Annotated in this window: 17 protein-coding genes; 11 read left to right on the plus strand and 6 right to left on the minus strand. The window is 58.0% G+C overall.

What is annotated here, in order from left to right; translation table 11 throughout:
* Positions 1 to 85 precede the first annotated feature (85 nt).
* The 11 genes from eno to ACWJ62_RS13705 all read left to right on the plus strand — a co-directional run bounded on the left by eno (position 86) and on the right by ACWJ62_RS13705 (position 9,629).
* Positions 86 to 1,381 (plus strand): phosphopyruvate hydratase, encoded by a 1,296-nt coding sequence (eno, locus tag ACWJ62_RS13655; protein WP_449286686.1) that lies wholly within the window; start codon positions 86 to 88, stop codon positions 1,379 to 1,381.
* A gap of 205 nt (positions 1,382 to 1,586) precedes the next feature.
* Complete coding sequence (locus ACWJ62_RS13660; protein ID WP_449286687.1) at positions 1,587 to 1,859, plus strand: septum formation initiator family protein; 273 nt, start codon at positions 1,587 to 1,589, stop codon at positions 1,857 to 1,859.
* Between the two features lie 6 nt (positions 1,860 to 1,865).
* Positions 1,866 to 2,567, plus strand: a complete 702-nt coding sequence (gene ispD, locus ACWJ62_RS13665) for a 2-C-methyl-D-erythritol 4-phosphate cytidylyltransferase (RefSeq protein ID WP_449286688.1) — start codon at positions 1,866 to 1,868, stop codon at positions 2,565 to 2,567.
* Between the two features lie 26 nt (positions 2,568 to 2,593).
* Positions 2,594 to 3,073 carry a 2-C-methyl-D-erythritol 2,4-cyclodiphosphate synthase gene (ispF, locus tag ACWJ62_RS13670; protein WP_449286689.1) on the plus strand — a complete coding sequence of 160 codons (480 nt, stop codon included), beginning with the start codon at positions 2,594 to 2,596 and terminating at the stop codon, positions 3,071 to 3,073.
* Positions 3,070 to 4,119, plus strand: coding sequence for a tRNA pseudouridine(13) synthase TruD (gene truD / locus ACWJ62_RS13675; protein ID WP_449286690.1), 1,050 nt, complete (start codon positions 3,070 to 3,072; stop codon positions 4,117 to 4,119). Before ispF ends, truD begins: the two co-directional genes overlap by 4 nt.
* An 11-nt stretch (positions 4,120 to 4,130) precedes the next feature.
* Entirely contained in the window at positions 4,131 to 4,901 is a 771-nt protein-coding gene (surE, locus tag ACWJ62_RS13680) for a 5'/3'-nucleotidase SurE (protein WP_449286691.1), read from the plus strand.
* Positions 4,898 to 5,554: a protein-L-isoaspartate(D-aspartate) O-methyltransferase gene (locus ACWJ62_RS13685; RefSeq protein WP_449286692.1), complete on the plus strand. Its 657-nt coding sequence runs from the start codon at positions 4,898 to 4,900 to the stop codon at positions 5,552 to 5,554. The genes surE and ACWJ62_RS13685 overlap by 4 nt, the downstream gene beginning before the upstream one ends.
* 2 nt (positions 5,555 to 5,556) lie before the next feature.
* On the plus strand, positions 5,557 to 6,546 hold the full coding sequence (locus ACWJ62_RS13690; RefSeq protein WP_449286693.1) for a DUF368 domain-containing protein: 990 nt from the start codon (positions 5,557 to 5,559) through the stop codon (positions 6,544 to 6,546).
* A gap of 210 nt (positions 6,547 to 6,756) precedes the next feature.
* Positions 6,757 to 7,647: a peptidoglycan DD-metalloendopeptidase family protein gene (locus ACWJ62_RS13695; protein WP_449286694.1), complete on the plus strand. Its 891-nt coding sequence runs from the start codon at positions 6,757 to 6,759 to the stop codon at positions 7,645 to 7,647.
* Positions 7,648 to 7,851: 204 nt separating this feature from the next.
* A complete protein-coding gene (gene rpoS, locus ACWJ62_RS13700) occupies positions 7,852 to 8,847 on the plus strand; it encodes an RNA polymerase sigma factor RpoS (RefSeq protein ID WP_449286695.1) in 996 nt (331 codons plus the stop codon).
* 206 nt (positions 8,848 to 9,053) lie between these two features.
* Positions 9,054 to 9,629: a chalcone isomerase family protein gene (locus ACWJ62_RS13705; protein WP_449286696.1), complete on the plus strand. Its 576-nt coding sequence runs from the start codon at positions 9,054 to 9,056 to the stop codon at positions 9,627 to 9,629.
* Between the two features lie 61 nt (positions 9,630 to 9,690).
* On the opposite strand, the gene nth is transcribed toward ACWJ62_RS13705, so the two are convergent.
* From nth to rsxB, 6 genes are read right to left on the minus strand one after another with little or no spacing between them, the layout of a single operon-like run.
* The gene (gene nth, locus ACWJ62_RS13710) at positions 9,691 to 10,329 is read right to left on the minus strand and encodes an endonuclease III (protein WP_449286697.1); all 639 of its coding nucleotides are present in this window, start codon (positions 10,327 to 10,329) and stop codon (positions 9,691 to 9,693) included.
* Positions 10,330 to 10,357: 28 nt separating this feature from the next.
* Complete coding sequence (locus ACWJ62_RS13715) at positions 10,358 to 11,074, minus strand: electron transport complex subunit E (protein WP_449286698.1); 717 nt, start codon at positions 11,072 to 11,074, stop codon at positions 10,358 to 10,360.
* Between the two features lie 2 nt (positions 11,075 to 11,076).
* Positions 11,077 to 11,778, minus strand: coding sequence for an electron transport complex subunit RsxG (rsxG, locus tag ACWJ62_RS13720; protein ID WP_449286699.1), 702 nt, complete (start codon positions 11,776 to 11,778; stop codon positions 11,077 to 11,079).
* Between the two features lie 2 nt (positions 11,779 to 11,780).
* Positions 11,781 to 12,830 (minus strand): electron transport complex subunit RsxD, encoded by a 1,050-nt coding sequence (gene rsxD, locus ACWJ62_RS13725; RefSeq protein ID WP_449286700.1) that lies wholly within the window; start codon positions 12,828 to 12,830, stop codon positions 11,781 to 11,783.
* Positions 12,831 to 12,851: 21 nt separating this feature from the next.
* Complete coding sequence (gene rsxC / locus ACWJ62_RS13730) at positions 12,852 to 14,681, minus strand: electron transport complex subunit RsxC (RefSeq protein ID WP_449286701.1); 1,830 nt, start codon at positions 14,679 to 14,681, stop codon at positions 12,852 to 12,854.
* Positions 14,681 to 15,259 carry an electron transport complex subunit RsxB gene (gene rsxB, locus ACWJ62_RS13735; protein ID WP_088557582.1) on the minus strand — a complete coding sequence of 193 codons (579 nt, stop codon included), beginning with the start codon at positions 15,257 to 15,259 and terminating at the stop codon, positions 14,681 to 14,683. The genes rsxC and rsxB overlap by 1 nt, the downstream gene beginning before the upstream one ends.
* Positions 15,260 to 15,274 lie beyond the last annotated feature (15 nt).

A 15,274-nucleotide genomic window follows, 5' to 3' on the forward strand; every position in this document is an offset into this window, starting at 1 on the left:
GGGATGTGCTTGTAGCGGTTTTCGCAGGGCCGTTCCCGCTCGTTCTGACTCCCAAATTTGAACATGAACTTGGAGACAGAGAAGAATGACCAAGATTGCCAACATCAAGGGCCGTGAGGTTCTGGATTCCCGCGGTAACCCGACTGTCGAAGCAGACGTTATCCTCGAAGACGGAACGGTGGGCAGTGCTTGTGCGCCGTCAGGTGCATCTACCGGTTCCCGCGAAGCGCTGGAACTGCGTGACGGTGACGCCTCCCGCTACCTTGGCAAAGGTGTTCTGAAGGCCGTAGAAGCCGTGAACAGCAGGATCCGCGAGGCCCTGGTAGGCAAAGATGCGGCTGATCAGCGTGCTCTGGACCAGATCATGCTGGACCTGGACGGTACCGAGAACAAGGCCAATCTGGGCGCCAACGCAATTCTGGCGGTTTCCCTGGCGGCGGCCAAGGCTGCAGCTATCTCCCTTGGCAAGCCGCTGTATGAGCATATTGCAGACATCAACGGTACCTCTGGTAAGTTCTCCATGCCGGTGCCTATGATGAACATCCTGAACGGTGGCGAGCACGCGGATAACAACGTGGATATCCAGGAGTTCATGGTTCAGCCGGTTTCCGCCAAGAGCTTCTCTGAAGCCCTTCGTGTTGGCGCGGAGATTTTTCACAGCCTGAAGAAAGTGCTGAAGGCCCAGGGCCTGAACACAGCGGTTGGTGATGAAGGCGGTTTTGCTCCTAATCTGCCTTCCAACGAAGCCGCGCTGGCGGTGATTCAGGAAGCGGTTGAGAAAGCCGGTTACAAGCTGGGTACCGATGTGACCCTGGCCCTGGACTGTGCGTCTTCCGAATTCTACAAGGACGGCCAGTATCAGCTGTCCGGTGAAGGCAAGAGCTTCGATTCTGAAGGCTTTGCCGATTACCTGGCAGGTTTGTGCGAGCGGTACCCGATTGTCTCTATTGAAGACGGCATGGACGAGAGCGACTGGGATGGCTGGAAAGTTCTGACCGACAAGCTCGGCAGCAAGGTTCAGCTGGTCGGTGACGATCTGTTCGTGACCAATACCAAAATCCTGAAGCAGGGCATCGAGAAGGGCGTGGGTAATTCCATCCTGATCAAGTTCAACCAGATCGGCAGCCTGAGCGAAACCCTGGATGCCATCAAGATGGCGCAGGATGCCGGCTTTACCGCAGTGATCTCACACCGTTCCGGTGAAACCGAGGACACCACCATTGCCGATCTGGCGGTGGCGACCTGCGCGGGCCAGATCAAGACCGGCTCCCTGTGCCGCTCGGATCGTGTTGCCAAGTACAACCAGCTGCTGCGCATTGAAGAAGCGCTGGACGGTAAGGCGCCTTACCGTGGCCTGAGCGAGATCAAAGGGCAGGGCTGATCGACTGATTCCACCGATTCTGGCAGAGTGCCGGGTCGGTAATTGGCGAAAAACTCTTAAGGCCATCGTGTTCTGGGCGAAAGTCCGGACACGATGGCCTTTTTGTACAGACAGTTAGAAGAATTTGTTGCTAATCTACTCTAAGGTCTATACTCAACGTCCGACGTTGGTATTTTGATTGATTGATTTTTGAACGGAATCGGCAATGAAGTTGCTCTGGACCCTAATGGTGGTTGTGATTCTCCTGCTGCAGGTGCGTCTGTGGGTCGGGGAGGGCAGCTTTGCGCAGGTATGGGCTTTGGAGCAGTCCATCGCCGAGCAACGTGAAGAAAATGCCGAGCTGGCTACCCGCAATGAACGTCTCTATGCCGAAGTCAGGAATCTGCGTAACGAGCAGGGTGCCGTTGAAGAACGGGCCAGAATGAACCTCGGCCTGATAAGAGACGAAGAGACCTTTTTCCTGGTTGTTGAAAACTGATTGTCTATGCCTGCCCCGAGACTCTGGCTGATTGTTCCTGCCGCTGGCATCGGCCAGCGTATGCAGGCTGAGCAACCGAAACAGTACCTTCGGATTGGCGAACGTTTCATTCTCGACATCACCCTTTCCCGACTGATGGATTCCGCGCCTTTTTCCGGCTGCATGGTGCCATTGCATCCGGCCGACCACTGGTGGCCGGATACCGAGGCCAGCGGCGATAGCCGAATCCAGACCTGTACGGGCGGTTCCGAAAGAGCTGGTTCGGTGTTGTCGGCGCTGCATGCCATGGCGGAACAGGTAAAAGATGACGACTGGGTTCTTGTGCATGATGCGGCCAGGCCCTGCCTTCATACCCGGGATCTTTCCAATCTGATTGACCGGCTCTACAGCCATCCTGTTGGGGGGCTGCTCGCCTCTCCGGTTGCCGATACGGTAAAGAAAGCCGGTACTGGTGAGCTTCCGGAAGTGATTGAGACCGTTGATCGCACTGGGTTGTGGCGGGCTCTGACGCCCCAGATGTTTCGCTACCGTATTCTTCTTGATTCCCTGGAGGCTGCTCTTGCCGGGGAGCTTCCGGTGACCGATGAGTCCTCCGCCGTGGAGTTTTCGGGTAACATGCCGGTGCTGGTTGAAGGGCGGCCTGACAATATCAAGATCACCGTGCCCGCGGATCTGGCACTGGCAGGCTTCATTCTTAGCCAATTCTGAACTTTCGGAGTGTTCCGGAGCACATTATGCGTATTGGTCAGGGCTTCGATGTCCATGCCTTCTGCGAAGGCGACTCTGTGATTATTGGCGGCGTAAGCATTCCGCATTCTCGCGGGCTGAAGGCCCATTCCGATGGCGATGTCCTGCTGCATGCGCTGGCGGATGCATTGCTGGGCGCTGCCGCGCTTGGCGACATCGGGCATTTCTTCCCGGACACCAGTGATGAGTGGGCGGGTGCCGACAGCCGGGACCTTTTGCGTCGGGTTGTGAACCGTGTCCGGGAAGAAGGTTTCTCCGTCGTTAACGTGGATACCACAATCATTGCCCAGGCTCCCAAAATGGCACCTCATATCGATGCCATCCGTTTGAACATTGCCGAAGATCTTGGCGTGCCGCCCAGTCGTGTAAGCGTGAAAGCCACCACCACGGAAAAGCTGGGTTTTACGGGGCGCGGTGAAGGCATTGCCTGCCAGGCGATCTGCTTGCTTGAACCGGTGGAATCGTGAGCGACTGGCGTCTTGACTGGCCAACCTCCGGCGGCGGTCGTGTTGCCTCTGGCCGCCTGAAAACCGCCCCGGACCATTTCATTGTCGACGAATTGCTGGAGCTGTCGGAAAGCGACCCGGACGTCGAGGGCGATGTAATCGCAGGCAGTGGCGAGCATCTTTGTGTGAAACTGGAGAAAGTGGGAGATAACACAGAGTATGTTGCCCGCGAATTGGCCAGGATCGCCGGGTGTCGTCACTTTGATGTCGGTTTCTGTGGGCTCAAGGATCGGCATGCTGTGACCCGCCAGTGGTTCAGTCTGTACCGTCCCGGAAGCGAGGATCAGGACGCCGTCCTGATCCGGGAGATTGGCGAACGCTGGCTGGTTCTGGCGGCTTCCCGGCAGGCCAGGAAGTTGCGGCGAGGGGAGCACAGGGGCAATGGCTTCACGATCATCCTGAGGGCCGTTTCTGGTGAGCGCCAGGTTATTGACCGAGCGCTGGAGCGTCTCGGGGATATTGGTGCTCCAAACTACTTTGGCCCCCAACGGTTTGGCAATGGTGGCGCTAACCTTAACCGTGCGGTGCATCTGGATCCCGCTACCCTGAACCGACGTGTCCGGTCTGGCGGAAAAGGCCGGGGTGGCAAAAAGCGAGCTGGCAGCGACGGCTCGAAAAACGTATTGTATTTTTCGGCAGCGCGCTCCTGGCTATTTAACGAGGTGCTGGCAGCTCGGGTAGACGATGGCAGCTGGGCCGAGGCAGGAGCGACAGGTCCACTGTGGGGTGACGGCGGTACCACCGCTTCCGGGCCACTGGAAACCTTCGAGCGGGGCATTGTCGCGCAAACCCCGGAGTTGGCCGCCCTGTTTTCGGTCACCCGGATGAAACCGGAGCGACGGCCACTGGCGGTAAAGCCGGAGAGCCTCTCCTGGCGATGGCTCGCTGACGACTGTCTGGAGCTGGCGTTTTTTCTTTCGCCCGGCCAGTACGCGACAACGATTTTGAGTGATATTTTCGAGCTTGAGGACATGAGCCTCGGCCGACACAACGAACAACAAGGCTAGCGGAGAACACTGTGCGTATTCTGTTGTCGAACGATGACGGCGTTCATTCACCGGGGCTCATAGCCCTGTTTGATGGCTTAAAAGGACTGGGTGAGCTTGAGGTCGTGGCGCCTGACCGGGATCACAGCGGCGCCAGTAACGCCCTGACGCTCAATCGCCCCCTGACGGTTGAGGAACATCCTAACGGTTTCCGTTCAGTCGATGGAACACCGACCGACTGCGTCCATCTGGCGGTAAACGGATTGTTCCGTGAGCCGTTCGACAGGGTGGTGTCGGGTATCAACACCCACGCCAACCTGGGCGACGACATCATCTACTCCGGTACCGTTGCGGCAGCAACCGAGGGTCGCCACCTAGGACTCCCTGCCATTGCCGTCTCCCTCGTCAACGATGGCCACTTTCACTACGAGACCGCCGCCCGGGTTGTCCGGATGCTGCTCGAGAACGAGCGTCCCCTGGTGCTGGGGCCGCGCTCCATTCTCAACGTGAATGTCCCGGATGTTCCCTGGGAGGAGCTGGCTGGCATTCGGGTGACCCGGCTGGGCCACCGGGAACGGGCAGAGGGTGCCGTTCCGATGACCTGTCCCCGCGGCAAAGAGCGTTACTGGATCGGGGCGGCAGGTGTCGGCGGTGACGCCGGTCCCGGCACCGATTTCAACGCCGTCCGCGAAGGTTATGTTTCGGTTACGCCGGTTCACATCGACATGACCCGGCATGAGGCGCTCTCTCGGCTCCGGGATTGGGTCGATACCCTGGAGGTTTCGCTGGAGGGGCGGGGATGACAGCGCAGCTCGAAGGCATCGGGATGACCTCCCGACGCACCCGGATGCGACTGGTTCAGCGCCTCAGGGAAGCCGGCATCGAATCGGACCGGGTACTTGAGATTATGGGAGAGGTGCCACGACACATTTTCCTGGATGAGGCGCTTTCCCACAGGGCTTACGAAGATACATCGCTACCGATTGGTTACGGCCAAACCTTGTCACAGCCCTATATAGTGGCGCGCATGACTGAATTAATGCTGGCTCACGGGCCCTCACGGGTCCTGGAGCTTGGCACCGGGTCCGGTTACCAGACCTCGGTGCTCTCCCGCCTGTTCGCTGAAATCTACAGCGTCGAGCGGATCAAGGCTCTTCAGGACAGGGCCCGGGACCGGTTGCGACAACTGAACGCCAGAAACGTGTTCCTGAAACATGCTGATGGTGGCATGGGCTGGCCCGAACGTGGCCCTTTCGACGGCATTATCGTGACGGCAGCGCCCATTGAAGTTCCAGGCGAATTACTCGCCCAACTGGCAGACGGTGGCGTGTTGATTGCCCCGGTAGGTGAGGAGAACCAGGTGCTGGTGCAGGTAACCCGGCGGGGAGATCACTTTGATCACAAGGAGCTGGAGCCGGTCCGGTTTGTGCCGCTTCTGGGCGGGGTTGTCCGATAATCATGATCGACTCTTCAGCAAGTAAACCAAACCGGGACAACGATATTGCACGCAGCCACCACCCTGCAGCCGTGTTTCTGCGGGGAATCGCCATGGGAGCCGCTGATATCGTTCCAGGGGTTTCCGGTGGCACCATTGCATTCATTACCGGTATCTATTTCCGCCTGCTGGAAGCTATCAACGCGGTTCCCGGAGCAGTCTTCCATGACCTTTTTCGAGGCCGGTTCAGTCGGTTCTGGCACGCCTGTGACGGAACTTTTCTGGTCGCCCTGCTGGCGGGCGTTCTGACCAGTGTTGCTACCCTGGCATCTGGCATCAGCTATATGCTGGTGGCCTATCCAATCCTGATCTGGAGCTTTTTCTTTGGATTGATCGTCGCTTCGGTGTGGCATGTCGGGCGTCAGGTGCGACACTACAAGGCCGCACTGCTGGTTCCGCTGTTGTTCGGCATTGCTATCGCGTGGTGGATAACCACCCTGTCTGCCAGCGAAGTCGCGCCCTCCACTCTGGCGTTTTTTGGGGCCGGTGCGCTGGCCATCTGCGCCATGATTCTTCCTGGCATCTCGGGCAGCTTCATCCTGGTGATTATCGGTATGTACGCGCCCGTGCTGGCCGCGATCAAATCGGTGGATGCGGGCATTCTGCTTCTGTTTATGGCAGGTTGCGTGGTGGGCCTTTTATCCATCGCCCGCCTGATAACCTGGGCGTTCCATCATTTTCATGATCTTGTGCTCGCCTTGCTCACGGGCTTCATGATCGGAGCGCTCAACAAGGTCTGGCCCTGGAAGGAGACTCTCAGCTGGCGCACTAACAGCTCTGGTGAACAAGTGCCCCTGAATGAGGCGAGTATCTGGCCCTCGACCTTTGCGGAGCAGGCCGGCCAGGATCCCCAGGTGCTACTGGCGCTGCTTATGGCGACGGCCGGCTTTGCACTCGTTCTGCTGATAGAGTGGCTCGGTTCCCGGCATGGAGAGGTCTCACCGGCGGGGTGATTCGAGGCGATTGTTGATGAAAAGTGTTACCTAATGCACAAAACGGGTGTTCCTTGAGGTAACAAGAGAGGCCGGACAGTAACTTGGCTTCCTGAGGAAAATGTGCAATATATTAGCAAGTTACTATAAAAACTTTAGAAACTGCTTCGACAACCGACAGCGGTTATACGGATTTTTCATAACTGGGTCAGTTTTATTCCTGTGAGATTTATGCGTGGGCTCATCAATGCCGTTTTGCCGGCGTCCCCGCGGTTCCCGTCCGGTGCCTCGGAGCCTCATCGCCCTGCGAAAAAAACGCCGGCCCGCGTCCTGGCCCTGTTGCCCCTCATGGCCCTGCTACTACTCTCTGGCTGCAACACGCCGGCGCTTTACCAGGACGACATTTACAATCCCCCGGTCTATTGGGGCCGTCACGTCGTCAAACCCGGCGAAACCCTGTACAGCATAGCCTGGCGGTATGGTCGGGACTACCGCGAGCTTGGTGACGCCAATGGCATTGGTCCGCCCTGGAATCTCAAAGCGGGTCAGGTGATTCGTCTGGATCTTCGCGGAAGTGTAACCTCGGGCAGTCAGACTACAGCTGCTAAAAGGCCGACTGGATCGCAACCCGCAAGAACGGCGAGTCGTGCTTCGCCTCCGAAACAGACAGCCGCCACGGCACCCAAACCTGCGGTAACAAGAGCAGCGAACAAGGGCGCGCCACTCGCTTCCCAGACCCAGACCGTGGCCCGCATTGAATGGCGCTGGCCTCACGTTGGCACTGTAATTGCTGGATATTCAACATCCGGAAAAGTCAATAAAGGTATTGATATTGCCGGGCAAGCCGGGGATGCTGTAAGAGCTTCGGCCACCGGGAACGTGGTCTATGCCGGCAACGGGTTGCTTGGGTACGGCAACCTGATTATCGTGAATCACAACGAGCACTATTTAAGTGCTTACGCTCATAACCGGAAGATTCTGGTGCAGGAAGGGGAGGATGTGAAAGCCGGGCAGGTGATCGCAGAGCTCGGTAGCAGTGGCGCTGAACGACCCATGTTGCATTTTGAAATTCGCAAAAATGGCAATCCGGTTGACCCAGTCCATTATCTACCGCCGCGCTAGTGAATGACGCAGTCAGCAGGCTGCCCTGATCGCACACCCAGGCACTGACAAAACACCGCGTTCGCAAGAAAAACAAGAACGGTAAAGGCCATGACAGGCCGACCAACAAAATGTCCTGAAGAAAAAGCGTGAAGACAAAGACGTCCGCAATAAAAAGAAGTATCGGGCGAACATCCAGGATTATTGAGAGGCGGGGCAAGACAAATGTCAGCAGAGCAAGAAGACATCATCATTGATCGTGTATCGGACATGGACGATGCCGAGGATCAATTGTTAGCAGAAGAGAAAGTTGAAAAAGAGCCAACCGAAGAAGTAGCCGAAGTAGAAGAGGGTATCCCCACCCAGGGACGTTATTTCACCAGTCAAAAGCAGCTGGATGCCACTCAGCTGTATCTCAACGAAATTGGGTTTTCCCCCCTGCTCACGCCGGAAGAAGAGGTCTATTTTGCCCGTCTGGCCCGCAAGGGAGAGGAGTCTGGCCGTAAACGGATGATCGAGAGCAACCTTCGCCTTGTGGTGAAGATCGCACGACGTTACGTGAACCGCGGTCTGACTCTGCTGGACCTGATCGAAGAGGGTAACCTTGGCCTGATCAGGGCGGTGGAAAAGTTTGATCCGGAGCGGGGTTTCCGATTCTCCACCTACGCCACCTGGTGGATTCGCCAGACCATTGAGCGAGCCATCATGAACCAGACCCGCACCATTCGTCTGCCGATTCATGTGGTCAAGGAACTCAACCTGTATCTGCGTGCAGCGCGGGAACTGACCCAGAAACTGGACCATGAGCCCTCGGCGGAAGAAATCGCCAGAATGGTCGACAAGCCCGTGGCCGACGTTAAACGGATGCTGGGTCTCAATGAGCGCGTGGCTTCCATGGACACGCCCATTGGTACCGGTGGCGAAAAGTCCCTTCTGGATACCGTAGCCGATGAAGGGGCTTCGGATCCGGCGGATCTCCTGCAGGACAACAATATGTGTTCCTGCCTGGAAAAGTGGATTGATCAGCTCAGCGACAAGCAGCAGGAAGTCCTGTCACGCCGTTTTGGTCTGCGGGGCTACCCGGTAAGCACGCTGGAGGAGGTCGGTCAGGAGATTGGCCTGACCCGTGAGCGAGTAAGACAGATCCAGGTCGAGGCGCTTCGCCGCCTTCGTGAGATCCTGGAGAAGGAAGGCTTGTCCGGAAACCTGCTGTTCAAGTAACGCCTTTCTTAAATCTCTATCCAAAGCCGGCCAGGGGATACCCTGGCCGGCTTTTTTGTGTTTCAGGATCGCCCCAAATGAGAACCAGGGCGCGTCCCGTGCGCCAGCGCCGTTGATAGAATGCCATGACCGGGCGGGGATAAGGGTGTCGAAACCCGGTGTACGAATGGTACACGTCAATAATAACGATCGAAAAGGAAAGGACTATGAAGAAGGCTCTTACAACCGGTTTTGCGTCGCTGGTAATGACGGCCCTGCTGTCTGCACCGGTAGCTGCACTCACCGTGGAAGGTGTTGATGTTCCGGATACCTATTCCGCCATGGATACCGAGCTCACGCTTAATGGCGCAGGTACTCGTTCCAAATGGTTCATGGACCTGTATGTCGGCGGTCTGTATGTGCCCGAGACCATCGACGATGGCGAGGCCGTGATCAACGCAGATGAGCCCCAGGCCATCACTCTGCACATCATTTCCGGCATGATTACCAGCGAACGCATGACCGAGGCCACCCTGGAAGGTTTCGAGGCCTCTACCGATGGCGAAATGGCCCCTATCCAGGCGGATGTGGACCAGTTTATGTCGGTCTTCGAGGAAGAGATCACAGAAGGTGACGTTTTTGATCTGGTGTACCTGCCGGGCGAAGGCGTGCGGGTCCTCAAGAACGGCGAGCGCAAGGACACCGTTGGCGATCTGGCCTTTAAAAAGGCCCTGTTCGGAATCTGGCTGTCCGATAAACCGGCGCAGAAGGATCTGAAGGAGAAAATGCTGGGTCAGCGCTAACCGCGGCTTGGCATCTGAAACAAAAAAGCCGGCGAGATGCCGGCTTTTTTACGCCCCGGATTCAGAGGTAATCCCGTTTCTGCTTGAACTCGCACAGGTCCTCAATGATACAGGCGCCGCATTTCGGTTTGCGGGCGGTACAGGTATAGCGCCCGTGCAGAATCAGCCAGTGGTGCGCGTCCAGCAGGAACTCTTTTGGCACCAGGCGCATCAACCGGTTCTCCACCTCCAGAACGTTCTTGCCAGGCGCAACGCCGGTGCGGTTCGACACGCGATAGATGTGAGTGTCCACCGCCATGGCCATGTGGCCGAAGGCGGTGTTCAAGACCACGTTTGCGGTTTTGCGACCGACTCCGGGCAACGCCTCGAGATCCTCCCGCCGTTCAGGCACCTGGCTGCCGTGTTTCTCAATCAGGATTCGACACGTCTTGATCACGTTTTCGGCTTTGCTGTTAAACAGGCCAATGGTCTTGATGTACTCCTTCAGGCCATCGACCCCCAGTGCGAGGATGGCCTCAGGCGTGTTGGCGACCGGGAACAGCTTGTCGGTAGCCTTGTTGACACCCACATCTGTGGCCTGGGCCGAGAGAATAACGGCAATCAGCAACTCGAACGGGCTGGAATAGTTCAGCTCGGTGGTCGGGCTGGGGTTGGCCTCCCTGAGGCGGGTGAAGATCTCGATGCGTTTCTGTTTGTTCATCAGCTCTCAGTCTTGTGCAAGTGCGGACTCAGGATACGTTCCCGGTAACCCGGACCCGCTTGCTGCCTGCTGCTACAGGTGCTGGTTCATGGGCCTTGCGTCGCTCTTCCAGATGGTTGTCGATACCGTTTTTGAGCGCGATCAGCAGTCCGAGCCCGATAAAGGCACCGGGCGGAAGAATCATGAACAGCATATCCGGATAGTTGTCGAAGGGGCGGATCACCCAATCGGCGGCAACGGGGCCCAGCAGCAGGTGCATGTCGACAAACAGAGTGCCCTGTCCGATAAGTTCCCGAAGGCCGCCCAGGACCACCAACACCGTCAGAAAGCCGAGGCCCATCATGGCACCATCCAACAGTGCCGGAAGTGGTGGATTTCTGGAAGCAAAGGCGTCAGCCCGGCCCAGGATGGCGCAGTTGGTGACAATCAGTGGAATGAAAATGCCGAGAATCAGATAGAGCTCATAGGTAAAGGCCTGCATGAGCAACTCGGCGCAGGTTACGAATGAAGCGATGATCATGACGAATGCGGGCAGGCGCACAGACTCGCTCACGAAATTGCGAATCAGCGACACCGCAAGATTGGACCCCATGAGCACCATGAGTGTAGCCAGCCCGAGCCCGATGGCGTTAACGACGGTACTGGTCACGGCCAGAAGTGGGCAGAGTCCAAGCACCTGGACGAGGGCCGGGTTGTTGTCCCAGAGCCCGTCGCGGATGATTTCGCTGGATGATTTGGTTGCCATGATCAGGAATGCTCCGTATTGGACGATTCGCCAGCAATCGCTTCAGGGTTCAGGATGTTGTCTCTCAGTGACGGCTCTTCGTTAAGCCGCTCACGGATAATCTGACGATTTTCCCGGAAGTAGATCAGTGCTTTCTGAACCGCTTTCACGACAGCCCTTGGCGTGATGGTCGCGCCTGTGAACTGATCGAATTCTCCACCATTCTTCTTGACGTTCCACTCCCGATGCGGCGGCTTGCCCAGAGAGCGGCCATCGAAGCTTTTGATCCAGTCGGATTTGCGGGTTTCGATCTGGTCTCCCAGCCCCGGCGTTTCCTTGTGACTGGTTACCCTCACTCCGAGAATGGTGCCCTTCATGTCCACCCCCACGAGGAGATGAATCTTGCCGGAGTAACCGTCGGGTGCTACTACAGGCATTATCATGCCAATGGGCTGTTCGTTCTGTCGAGCTACCCAGACGTTCAGAGAGCCGGGCTGTGCCAGGCGCTCACTGGCAGGCAACTGTACCGTATCCCGGAGCAGGTCATTGTTGTGCCGGCTTTCGGGAATGATTTCATACAGGGCCTGGGCCTCTGCGCGGGCGGCTTGTTCACGAATTCTCTCTTCCGTGGCCACCTGGGTTACGGCAATGGTGCCGCCGGTGATCACGGCGAACAGGCCGAGCCCGATGGCGCTGCGGCGGATGGACTGTGCAACTGCAGCCATGATTACCCCTGGCTCCCCGGCACACCCCGACGGGCCTTGTGGTGGCCGTACGTGCGTGGGGGAGTGTAGTGATCGATGAAAGGTACCGCAAAATTCATCAGCAGAACGCTGAACGCCACGGCGTCGGGAAAATTGCCCCAGGTGCGGATCAGGTAGATCAAGATGCCAATTCCCGCCCCGTAGATGAGTTTCCCCTGGTGGCTCGTAGCTGCAGACACCGGGTCGGTAGCGATAAAAAAGGCACCGAGCATGGTCCCGCCTGCAAGCAGATGCAGGGATAGTGGGGCATAAAGGTCGGCATTGTTGCCAAAAGCCAGGCTCATCGCGATCATTCCACCAAGAAATCCTGCCGGAATGTGCCAGGAAATGATCCGCAGGGCGATGAGCAGAAGGCCTCCTGCCAGAAATGCCGCATTGACCCATTCCCAGCCTTTGGCGATACCCTCACCAAACGTCGGATGGTTCAGCACCTCGGTTGCGGTGTGGGTGGTGATCTTGTGTTTGTACTCGTCAAGAGGCGTTGCCATGGTCCAGCCATCGACCGCTGTTTGCTGGCCGGAGGCTATGGTTGCCAGGGTCTCGCCAAAGCCCGGAGCACCGTCCCAGAGCATGGCGGGCTCTGCCCAGTTCGTGGTCATCGCCACCGGAAAAGACACCAGAACCAGGGCGTAGCCAACCATGGCGGGGTTGAAAGGATTTGAGCCCAGCCCGCCATAGAGTTGTTTGGCCACAACGATAGCCGAGATCACTGCGACGGCAGATACCCACCAGGGTGCAAACTGCGGCAGCGACAGACCCAACAGAAGGCCGGTGACGGCGGCTGTGTTGTCTTTGATGAAGAAGGCGACCGGCTTCTTTCTGAGCTTTAGCAGGGCAGCTTCAGAGGCGATCGCCAGGGCAATACAGAAGACCACGTTGATCAGGTTGCCCCAGCCGAAGAATAGCGTCTGGGCCAACAGACCAGGCAATGCCGCAATAAGAACCCACAACATCACGCGGGATGTTGGTCGGGCATTGTGGGCGTGTGGCGATGACTGCTGAACAAATGCCATGGATGTGTTGCCTGATCTCGGTTAATGGGTTGGCTGGGATTCAGTCGGACCGGCGGCCAGTTTTTCTCTGGCCTCAGACAGCGCCTCTTCCGCTCTTTGCACCCGATCGTGATTCTTGGCCACGGCCCTCTCCAGCTTCTCGACGTTGTCCGCCTGCTGGGCTTTGGCGTCATCAAGCATGCCTTGCATGGTTTCCAGCTTGGACCTGGCCTGCTCAAGCTGTTTCTCAAGGGCCTCGATGTCGGGCTTTTCCTCCGTCGGCGGCGCACTGGGGGCTGGCGACTGGGACGCTTGCGCCTTTGCTTTCTTGCGTGCCAGGGCCTGTTCAACCAGCGCTGACTTGGCGGCACGCTCGTCAACGGCCTCGCCTTCGGCTGCAGCTTTTTCGGCTTCGGCCTGCTTCTTGGCCGCCGCTTCGGCAGCGGCCTTCGCGCGCTCCTTACGCCTCAGTTCTTTCTCCTGTTGCTCCCGCTCAAGGCGCGCCTGGCGGGCCTCGAAGCGTTCACGAGCCCTGTCTGACTTCAGCTGTTCCGCCTGTTGGGCACGGATCTCGCCCTTGGCGAATCGATAGTACTGAACCAGTGGAATCGAACTCGGGCAAACGTAGGAGCAGGCTCCGCATTCAATACAGTCAAACAGGTTCAGGTGCTCCGCCTTTTCAAATTCGGTGGCCTTGGCGTGCCAGAACAATTGCTGCGGCAACAGCTCCATGGGGCAGGCTTCGGCGCACTGGCCACAACGGATGCAGGGCTGCTCCGGCGGCGGTGCCGGCAGTTCAGCCGCCGTTGCCGCAATCACGCAGTTGGTGGTCTTGATCACCGGTACTGCTTCGGTTGTCAGCGTGTAACCCATCATGGGGCCACCAAGCACAAGGCGGCTGACCGCATCCTGGTCGACACCGGCCTGCCCGAGAAGATGCTCAATCGGCGTGCCAATAAGCGCTTCGAAGTTACCCGGTTCCCGAACGGCTTCCCCCGTGATGGTAACGATTCGGGAGATCAGCGGCGTACCCTCGAAGACCGCATTTGCCACGGCAACGGCGGTTCCGATGTTCTGGCACATCACGCCGATATCGGCCGGAATTCCACCGCTGGGTACTTCCATGCCGGTCAGTATCTGGATCAGCTGTTTCTCGCCACCGGAGGGATACTTGGTGGGAACAACCGCAATTTCGGTCTGGGTGCCTTCGGTGGCTTTTCGGAGCGCGGCAATGGCTTCCGGTTTGTTGTCTTCAATGCCAATCACGCAACGCTCGGGGCGCAGAATCCACGCCATGATTTTCAGCCCGGCAACCACCTCGTCGGCCTTTTCCCGCATGGTCATGTCATCAGCGGTGATATAGGGCTCGCATTCCGCGCCGTTCAGAATGAGCGTGCTGACCTTGCGATCCCTTGGTGGCCGGAGTTTGATATTGGTGGGAAAGCCGGCTCCACCCATGCCGGAAATACCGGCATCACGGATCATTTTCAGAACCTGGTCGCGCTCCAGAGAACGATAATCCGTCACTGGGCTGCGCTGGCACCATTGGTCCTCGCCGTCCGGTTTCAGGGTGATGCACCGGTCCGCCATGCCTGAGGGATGGGGGACAGGGAAGTCGGCAATGCTCTCGATCATCCCGGATGTCGGTGCATGAACGGGAACGCCCATGCCGGTTTTCACGTCGGCAATTTTCTGGCCCTTCAAAACCCGCTCACCCACCTCAACAATGGCCTCGGCCGGATCGCCGATGTGCTGCTGAAGTGGCAGTACCAGATAGTCAGGAACGCCTGCGTTGCGAATCGGGCGCGCGGTAGAAATGTCTTTGTGTTCCGGGGGATGGATGCCGCCGGCGAAGTCCCAGAGTTGAGTCATCAGGCACTGGCTCCCTGGCGATCGGTGGCAATAAGTCCGGATTTGGGCGGTGTCCAGGTCCAGGTGCGAATATCCGGTTCCACCGTCACCATGTCGATGCAGTCCACCGGGCAGGGGTCAACACACAGATCGCAGCCGGTGCATTCGCTCTCAATGACCGTGTGCATGTGCTTGGCGGCGCCAAGAATGGCGTCCACGGGGCAGGCCTGGATGCACTTGGTGCAACCAATGCATTCGTCCTCACGAATCACGGCAACCCGTTTGACCTGTTCAACACCGTGTTCGGCGTCCAGGGGTTCCGGCTCCACATCCAGCAGGTCTGCTAGTGCCTTGATGGTAGACTCGCCGCCCGGCGGGCATTTGTTGATGGGGCCCCCCTCGGCAATGGATTCAGCGTAGGGCCGGCAGCCGGGATAGCCGCATTGGCCGCACTGGGTCTGGGGCAGAAGGGCATCGATCTGATCCACCAGCGGGTTGCCCTCTACCCTGAACCGTTCGGCCGCAAATCCGAGCAGGCCGCCGAAAACAACGGCCAGGGCCAGAAGCACCACAACGGCAACAAGAACGCTTGTCCACATAACCTGTTACTCCTA

The organism is Marinobacter sp. PE14 (assembly GCF_053566155.1).

What these genes read in the sequence shown, in the direction of transcription:
- rsxB (WP_088557582.1), bottom strand. Translation starts at nt 15,259, where the DNA reads ATGTGGACAAGCGTTCTTGTTGCCGTTGTGGTGCTTCTGGCCCTGGCC.
- ACWJ62_RS13690 (WP_449286693.1), top strand. Translation starts at nt 5,557, where the DNA reads ATGATCGACTCTTCAGCAAGTAAACCAAACCGGGACAACGATATTGCA.
- rsxD (WP_449286700.1), bottom strand. Translation starts at nt 12,830, where the DNA reads ATGGCATTTGTTCAGCAGTCATCGCCACACGCCCACAATGCCCGACCA.
- ispD (WP_449286688.1), top strand. Translation starts at nt 1,866, where the DNA reads ATGCCTGCCCCGAGACTCTGGCTGATTGTTCCTGCCGCTGGCATCGGC.
- rsxG (WP_449286699.1), bottom strand. Translation starts at nt 11,778, where the DNA reads ATGGCTGCAGTTGCACAGTCCATCCGCCGCAGCGCCATCGGGCTCGGC.
- rsxC (WP_449286701.1), bottom strand. Translation starts at nt 14,681, where the DNA reads ATGACTCAACTCTGGGACTTCGCCGGCGGCATCCATCCCCCGGAACAC.
- ACWJ62_RS13685 (WP_449286692.1), top strand. Translation starts at nt 4,898, where the DNA reads ATGACAGCGCAGCTCGAAGGCATCGGGATGACCTCCCGACGCACCCGG.
- rpoS (WP_449286695.1), top strand. Translation starts at nt 7,852, where the DNA reads ATGTCAGCAGAGCAAGAAGACATCATCATTGATCGTGTATCGGACATG.
- nth (WP_449286697.1), bottom strand. Translation starts at nt 10,329, where the DNA reads ATGAACAAACAGAAACGCATCGAGATCTTCACCCGCCTCAGGGAGGCC.
- ACWJ62_RS13705 (WP_449286696.1), top strand. Translation starts at nt 9,054, where the DNA reads ATGAAGAAGGCTCTTACAACCGGTTTTGCGTCGCTGGTAATGACGGCC.
- ispF (WP_449286689.1), top strand. Translation starts at nt 2,594, where the DNA reads ATGCGTATTGGTCAGGGCTTCGATGTCCATGCCTTCTGCGAAGGCGAC.
- ACWJ62_RS13695 (WP_449286694.1), top strand. Translation starts at nt 6,757, where the DNA reads ATGCGTGGGCTCATCAATGCCGTTTTGCCGGCGTCCCCGCGGTTCCCG.
- eno (WP_449286686.1), top strand. Translation starts at nt 86, where the DNA reads ATGACCAAGATTGCCAACATCAAGGGCCGTGAGGTTCTGGATTCCCGC.
- ACWJ62_RS13660 (WP_449286687.1), top strand. Translation starts at nt 1,587, where the DNA reads ATGAAGTTGCTCTGGACCCTAATGGTGGTTGTGATTCTCCTGCTGCAG.
- ACWJ62_RS13715 (WP_449286698.1), bottom strand. Translation starts at nt 11,074, where the DNA reads ATGGCAACCAAATCATCCAGCGAAATCATCCGCGACGGGCTCTGGGAC.